The organism is Algihabitans albus, from assembly GCF_003572205.1.
GTDB lineage: Bacteria > Pseudomonadota > Alphaproteobacteria > Kiloniellales > DSM-21159 > Algihabitans > Algihabitans albus.
In genome coordinates, this window is record NZ_QXNY01000007.1 from 125,857 (window position 1) to 133,416 (window position 7,560).

The 7,560-nt window shown below is 68.0% G+C and carries 6 protein-coding genes; all 6 read left to right on the forward strand.

The genetic code is table 11. The annotated features are described in order from the left end of the window. The first annotated feature begins 362 nt into the window (after nucleotides 1-362). A complete protein-coding gene (locus tag DBZ32_RS19870) occupies nucleotides 363-800 on the forward strand; it encodes a hypothetical protein (protein WP_119169002.1) in 438 nt (145 codons plus the stop codon). After that, nucleotides 800-1,792: a hypothetical protein gene (locus DBZ32_RS22345; RefSeq protein ID WP_208539337.1), complete on the forward strand. Its 993-nt coding sequence runs from the start codon at nucleotides 800-802 to the stop codon at nucleotides 1,790-1,792. Before DBZ32_RS19870 ends, DBZ32_RS22345 begins: the two co-directional genes overlap by 1 nt. Further along, on the forward strand, nucleotides 1,722-2,372 hold the full coding sequence (locus DBZ32_RS19880) for a hypothetical protein (RefSeq protein WP_162906868.1): 651 nt from the start codon (nucleotides 1,722-1,724) through the stop codon (nucleotides 2,370-2,372). Before DBZ32_RS22345 ends, DBZ32_RS19880 begins: the two co-directional genes overlap by 71 nt. Before the next feature lie 65 nt (nucleotides 2,373-2,437). Continuing rightward, nucleotides 2,438-3,022, forward strand: coding sequence for a DUF6362 family protein (locus DBZ32_RS19885; RefSeq protein WP_119169004.1), 585 nt, complete (start codon nucleotides 2,438-2,440; stop codon nucleotides 3,020-3,022). A gap of 143 nt (nucleotides 3,023-3,165) precedes the next feature. Further along, a complete protein-coding gene (locus tag DBZ32_RS19890) occupies nucleotides 3,166-4,203 on the forward strand; it encodes a glycosyltransferase family 2 protein (RefSeq protein WP_119169005.1) in 1,038 nt (345 codons plus the stop codon). 598 nt (nucleotides 4,204-4,801) lie between these two features. Continuing rightward, nucleotides 4,802-7,560: two-partner secretion domain-containing protein (locus DBZ32_RS19895; protein WP_119169006.1), on the forward strand; the 2,759-nt coding region annotated here is incomplete at its 3' end.

Below are 7,560 nucleotides of genomic sequence, written 5' to 3' on the forward strand. Positions count from 1 at the left end.
TGATGTATTGATTTTATCTGATACGATATGTATCGTTCGTGACCATGACTCAAACCCGACGTCTCCGGGCGATCCGCCCGCGCCCGCGCCCGACCGTCCGGTCGCACCCCCAACCGACCGTCCGGTCGGAGGTGCAGTCGATGCTCGCTGCTTCGCATGGCGCTCCCCTTTTCAGTCTTGGGTCGTATTGCATCCACTTATGCACTGCCTATCCGGGAGGATGTCGCATCGACTCCCCGGGAATCAACCGAAAGGCTTCTCGAGAGGATCGAAGCGCGCCTTTCGCCGCGGCGCGCGCGGGGGGGCGGCGCAAGACGCGCCCGGACCCCGGCAAGCTTTGCAACGGACAGGAGAGCCGCACGATGACGCGACCGCGCGCCGGCCGGGCCAGCTACCCGGCCACCTTGGAAGAGACCCTCCGCGCCGAACCCCCGGAACAGCGGCTGTGGCGCGAGGTCATCGACTGCGCCTTTCGCGACGCCGTCGAGCTGCCGAAGCTGTGGTTCGGCAGCCGCAGCCGCGACCATCTGGAGCGTCATCGAACCCGCTTGCAGGACGAGGCGCGCAGGTGGCTGCTGTCCGGAGGCCGCGACTTCGTGGTGGTTTGCGACCTGGCCGGGCGCTGCCCCGCCGAGGTGCGCGACCAGGCGCGCCGCCTGCTGGGCGAGCCGGAAACCCTCGCCCGCTATCGCGCGGCGCGCGACAGCCTGCCCAACCGGCGAAGCAAAGGTGCGAAATCGAAGGACGCCGGGGCCGCGGAGCAAGGTCTTGCGAAGCCGGAAGCGGGGAGGCGCCCGTGATGACTCCCGCGACAAACCTTGCGACGAACCCGGTCACGAACAAGGTCCGCCGCGTCGACTACTACCCCGACGAGATGATCTCCGGCGTCGCCGGCAAGCTCTCTCCGCTCGACTTCGGCGTTTACTGGATGATCTGCACGCTGATCGCCTCGCGCGGCGGGCCGATCGACAACGATCCGGCCTGGATCGCGCAGCTGTTCAAGCGCGGCACGCGGCCGAGCGATATCCGGGCCTCGATCGCCCGTCTGGTCGCGGCCCGAAAGTGCGCCGAGGCCGGCGGGAAGCTGTCGCAGCCGCGCATGGAACTGGAGGTGGGGCGGGCCGCCGGCCGCATTCAAAGTGCGCGCGAGAACGGTGCTCGCGGAGGCCGTCCCGGCAAGCAGAACAACGGCTTGAGTAAAGCGGCCGGTTCCGCCGGCGAAAAGCCAACCGCCAACCGCCAACCGGCAACCTCAACCGCCAAGCAGACTCGCGACTCCCTTCACAGGGAGTCGGACGCCCGGACGCTCGAGGGCGGAGGGAGCCCGACAGTCTCGGAAGCTGGCTCTTCGGTCCCTCCGTCCGAGTCCGCGCCTCCGCCGACGGCCAGGCGGGTCAGCGCGCGGGGCAGCCGTTTGCCGGACGATTGGTTGCCGGGGCCGCAGGCCCGCCGAACCGCCAAGGAGGAAGGTCTGAGCGATGCAGAGATTGACCGCTGTGCGGACAAGTTCCGCGACTACTGGCATGCCCAGCCGGGAGCCAGAGGACGAAAGTCCGATTGGTCGGCGACTTGGCGCAACTGGGTCCGGCGCGAAGTCGACGAGGATCGTTTCGGGCGACGTTTCGGCGGAGGGGCCGGGTGTCGTGCCGGAGAGCAGCCTGGCGGTCGCCCGGCGGGCGGCGCAGCTTCGCCCGCCGGAGGTGGAGCGGCGGATCGCAGCTTTGCTGCCTCGGTCGCTCGTGCCGTCCAGCGGCAGGCTGCCGAGCCGGCCGACGAGGACGGCTCCGGCTGATCTGCGGCCGGGCGAGAGCGAACGGCTGCGGGACTGGATCGCCGGCACCTGTCTGGCGGCGCGCGATCTGGATGCCCTGACCGGCGGGTGCGGGGACGACGGCGCTGCTTTGTCAATCGGCACGGCCATCGCGCGGCTGCGGGCGGTGACCGTCAGCCGGCGCAGCGACGGGCTGGAGCAGGAGCTGCTGGCCGACGAACTGCTGAGGCTCTGTCTGCGCTATCCGGCCGATATCGCCCTGGCAGCGCTGGAGCAGGGCAAGGCGGCGGGCAAGTTCTTTCCGGCCTATGCCGAACTGCTGGCCATGCTGGAGGCACTGCTGCAGCCGCGCCGCGCTTGGTTGCAGGCCGTCGAGGGGTGGCCGCAGCAGGTCGCGGAGGGCCGCCACCGCACCGCGCTGGCAGAACGGCGGCTGCGGGCCTTGCGGATTCTCGAGCGCCTGGCGTCGCGCCGCCGGACCGGCCGCTGGCTGCCCTGCGATCAGGCCGAGTGGGCGCGGCAGAGCGCGGCGCTGGCCGGCCTGGAGCGGCGCCTGGCGGCTCTGGAGACCTCGCGGTCCGACGAACATGAGACGCCTTAGTGAGACTCTGTGGCGGGACTCTGGGTGAGACAGGCTTTTCGATGAGACAGAAAGGAAGAGGAGACATGGCGATGAACAAGGTCTACATCGGCGGACGTGGCGAAGTCGCGGTGCGGCGCCTGCCCGATAGCGGGCTGCGGCTGGACCGGACCGGGCGAGAGGCCGGGCGCTGTAGCTGGCCGCTGCGCAACGGCGAGCGGGCGGTCGGCCGCTGGTCGGTGGCGCAGCGCGCGGCGGACCGCGCGGAGGTCGACGCCCGGGATCGCCTTCGGCTGGCGGCTCTGGCGCTGGTGCAGCGCGCCTTCGAGACCTTCGCGCGTCTGCCGATGACCGGTCTGTTTCCCGCCGGCCTGCGCTCGGCCATGCCGGACGTGGTGCACGACGCGACCGAGGCCTACGGCTGGAACGCCGCTCGTCCGCGGCCGGCCACGCCGAGTGGGGCCGAGATCCTGGAGGCCGATTGGGTCGCGGGCCATACCCTGACCCTGGCGCCCGCCGACCGGGCGATCTTGATCGGGCTCGGTCTGTCGCTGAGCCTGCGGGCGATTGGCAGGCGGGTCGGGCTGTCGCACGAACGGGTGCGCCAGCGCGGCAACGCCCTGCTGCTCGCCCTGGCGGCCGCCTACGAGGCGAAGGGCAAGAGGCTGTGAGGGATCATGGTTAAGACCCGGTCCGAGGCCGCCGCGCAACCTGGTTATGCAAAAAATGGTGGATTTGCGTAGATTGCTTATTATTCTTTACGGATCCTTAAGGATTGAAGATCGCCGGTGTCGAGTGGGGAAGGGGATGCAGGATGGCAGAAAAGCCCTTGGTGACGATTGTCGTGGTTCCACGCGAGCGCTTCGGCGTGGCCGTGGAGTCCCTTGAAAGCATCGTCGAACATACGGAAGTTCCTTACAGGCTCATCTATGTCGACGGCGGCAGTCCGAAGCCGGTCGCGGCAGAGCTGCGCGCGCTCTGCGAAGCCCAGGGCTTCGACTACCTGCGCTACGATAGCTTCCTCTCGCCCAATCAGGCGCGGAACATCGGCCTGAGCCGGGTCGAGACCCGCTACGTCGCCTTCCTCGACAACGACGTGATCTGTTCGCCCGGCTGGCTGTCGACCGTGATCGCGACGGCGCAGGAGACCGGGGCCGAAGTGATCGCGCCGCTGATCTGCCAGAAGCGGCCGTTGCATACCGAGGTGCATCAGGCCGGCGGCCTGATCGCCGACGACCTGGAGGCCTTTCTGGCCGCCGCCCCGGAGGATCGCCGTCTGCGAGACGAGCATGTGCACCAGCGCAGCAAGGTCGCCGACTTGGCGTTGAAGCGGGAAGAGACGCAGTTCTGCGAGTTCCACTGTGTTCTGGTCGAGCGCGCGCTGTTCGACCGGATCGGCCCGCTGGACGAGGCCCTGACGGCGACTCGCGAGCATCTCGACTTCAGTCTTTGCGTCTGGACCAATGGCGGCCGGGTCGTCTTCGAGCCGAAGTCGGTGGTCACCTATCTCTTCCCGTCGCGCGACACGCCGCTTCAGCGGGCGGACTGGCCCTTCTTCACGTTGCGCTGGTCGCCGGTCTGGATTCTGAAGTCGCTGGACCGCTTCTGCGAAAAGTGGGGTATCACCAACGACCCTTACGTCGAGAAGCTGCGCGCCACGGCGGGCTGGCGCCATACCGTGGGATTGGGCCGCAGCATGACGGCCAGGATTCCCTTCGGGCGGCATGTTGCCGAGAAAGCCGTTGTTCTGCCCTTGCTCGATCTTTGGGGCCGGAGGATGGCCGCGCAACATGCACGCCGCGCCGCCGGTTTGCGGCCAAGCCAAATCTCGAGTGCCGGTCGCCACCAGTGAGCCGCGACGGCGTGCGGGGACGCTTCGAGACGCCGTTGCACGGCTCCGCGACCTGAGGGTCGTGTCGTCAGAGCCCGATCCGGCCTTCGTCGCCGAGGGCCGCCCGCAAGGCTTTCGCCGCCGGCCGAGACCGATGAAGCGGCCCCGTTCTCTCGGGAAGTTGGCGACACCGCTTGGCCTATAAGCTCGGCGGGGCGCCATGGAGGATCGTCTTATTTTCCTCTGACGGTCGATGCCGGTTCGTCCTCTCTTACTTCTTCCTGGACCTAGGACGCCGGAGGCGGACACCGCGCCCGCCTCGCCGCCCATCGGGAGCTGATCGGGCCCGTGGCCGCTCCATTTATACGCGTTGAAGTCGGTAGGGCCGGAGCAAACCGGCCCGCATCCGCGCGCGCATTGAACTCAATTTTAGAGGGAATTTTAAGGATTAATGTTCTAATTAAAGCAGATTTACCAAGTCTATTAATTGTAAATGTAAAGAAACATCGCGAAATTTTTTGAAAATACCGAGCTTTAACATCGAATTAATCTAGAATTTTACGCGAATTGTCTTAACTTCCAAGCCGAAGATATCCTTTCGGTCGGACGTTGGGGCGCCATGTTATACAAATACAGTCATGGATCTGTCGCACAGGCGGAAGAACTTAACGTCGATCGTCTGGCGAAGCGCTGGGGCAGCTACGCGACGCTGCTGTGCTTCACGGCCTCACTGGTGGTCACTCCGGCGGTCAGCGGCTCTGCCCTCGCGTCGAGCACTCTGCCGCAGAACCCCTCGATCGTGGCCGGCTCGGCCAGCGTGTCGCAACCCTCCGCGGCGGCGCTGCGCGTCGACCAGGCGAGCGACCGTGCGGTCATCGATTGGGAAAGCTTCAGCATCGGCAGCGATGCCTCCGTACAGTTCGCCCAACCCTCGAGCCGGGCCATCGCGGTCAATCGCGTGACCGGCGGCAGCCTGAGCGAGATCTATGGGGCACTGACGGCAAACGGCCAGATCGTTCTGCTCAATCCCAACGGCGTCCTGTTCGGCGCCGGCGCGCAGATCGATGTCGGCGGCCTGGTCGCCTCGACCGGCAACATCGACGTCGAAAGCTTCATGGCCGGGTCCGACACTCTGACGCTCAACGACTTCGGTCCGGGCGCCATCGTCAACCAAGGCAACATTACGGTGGAGCAAGGGGGCCTGATGGCCTTCGTGGCGCCGACCGTCCGGAACGATGGAGCGATCGTCGCCCGTCTGGGCCGTGTAGCCCTGGCCGCCGGCAGCGAGACGGCGACGGTCGATCTCTGGGGTGACGGGCTCGTTTCCTTCGCGCTGTCACCGGCCCAGCAGGCACTGCTGGCGACCAACGCCGGTTCGATCGACGCCGAAGGCGGCGTGATCGCCCTGTCGGTCGCGGCGGCGGAGCAGGTCGTCGAAAGCGTCATCAACGTCGAGGGCCGGCTCTCGGTCACCTCGGTCATGCAAGAGGCGGGGCGGATCGTCCTGCATGGCGGTGCCGGGTCCGAAGTGACGGTCGCGGGCCAACTCGACGCGCAGGGTGTCGGCGGCGGCGGAATCGACGTTACCGGTGACGAGGTGACCCTCACCCAAACGGCGCGCCTGAATGCCTCAGCCTTGAACGATGGGGGCTCCAGCGATGGCGGGCGGATCCGCGTGGGCGGCGACGAGCGCGGCCAAGGCGATTTCGCCCGTGCCGATCATACCCGGGTGGCCGCGGGTGCGACCCTGGCGGCGGACGGCGCCGGTTCCGGCGATGGCGGGCGCGTGATCGTCTGGGCCGATGAGACGACCCGCATGGACGGCGCGATCTCCGCACGGGGCGGCGCGCGCGGCGGCGACGGCGGGTTCGTGGAGACCTCCGCGGCCGGGCAGTTGGGCGTGACCGGCCGAGTCGACGTGACGGCGCCGCTTGGACAGGCGGGGCGGTGGCTACTGGATCCGCGCGATATCCGGATCGTGAACGGCGCCGGCCCGGCCTACAGCGGCACGCCGGACGGGAGCGGCGTCTTCGAGGTTTTCGCCAGCAGCCTGACGGCGGCGCTGAACGGCGGCACCGATGTCACCGTGACCACCGCCGCGATCGATTCTAGCGGCGGCAGCGCCGGCGACATCACCGTCGCGACGGCGGTGGACTGGACGGGGTCCGGCAGCTTGTCGCTGGAGGCCGACAACGACATTCTCGTCGACAGCGGCGGCCGGATCGTGTCGCTGGGCGGCGGCGACGTCTTCCTGACCGCCGGCAACGACATCCGCGTGCAGTCGCGCATCGAGACGGCGAACGCCGGCGGAACCGGCGGCGATATCGGCCTGCGGGCCGGCGGCGATATCGCTCTGCAGGCGGCGAACGGCGTTGCGCGGAATGTTGCGCTCCAGGCGGCCGACGGCGGCAACATCGACATCGACATCACGGACGGCAACCTGACGGTGGCGGCCAGCGCATCGCAGCCGTCGAACGCCCGAATCGACACCACCGGCGGCGGCAACATCGACATCACCGTCGGTGGAAACGGAACGCGGACCGGCAATATCGCGGTCCGCGGCGGCAGCGGTGGGCAGGCCGGCCAGTGGGCACGGATCCAGTCCAGCGGAAGCCTTAGCATCGACGCGGGCTACGACATCACGGTGGCCGGCGGCAATAACAGCGCGGGCAATGCTTTCGCGGCCGTGCGCTCCGCGGACGGCATGACCATCCTGGCCGGGCACCGCTTGACGGTCGGCAATACCGACGGCCGCGGCAGCTCGAGCGCGAATTCGGACTCGTCCGTCGTCAACAGCGCAGGCCGGCAGGAGATCGCGGTCGGTAACGACTTGCGCGTGTTCGGTGGACGGCACCACTCGGATTCCTACATTCTCAATACAGGCAGTGCGCAGGACATTCGCGCCGCGGACGATATCCGCGTGCGCAGTGGTGTCGGGCAGTTGGGTTCCGATGCCTATATCCTCGCGACCGGCGGCAGCCAAAGCGTTCTGGCGACGGGAACCGCCGCCCGCGATACCTCTTACATCGAAGTCACCGACCGAGGTGCGGGTACCGCCTTCATCGATGGCCGCAACACCGACCCCGATACCTACATCGTCGCGGCCCAGGACAGCGGCGGCGCGATCCTGGTCGACGGCGTGGTCAAGGAAAGCCCTGTCGTACCGGGTCGCCCGCAGATCAACGGCAGCAGCGTCGCCGATTCCTCGGCTGGCGTCCTGCCGCCTGACGCGACCGGCGGGACGACCGGCGGCACGACGGGTGGCGGTACGACCGGCGGCACCACAGGCGGCACCACAGGCGGCACGACCGGCGGGACCACGGGTGGCACGACGGGCGGGACCACGGGTGGCACGACCGGCGGCACCACAGGCGGTAC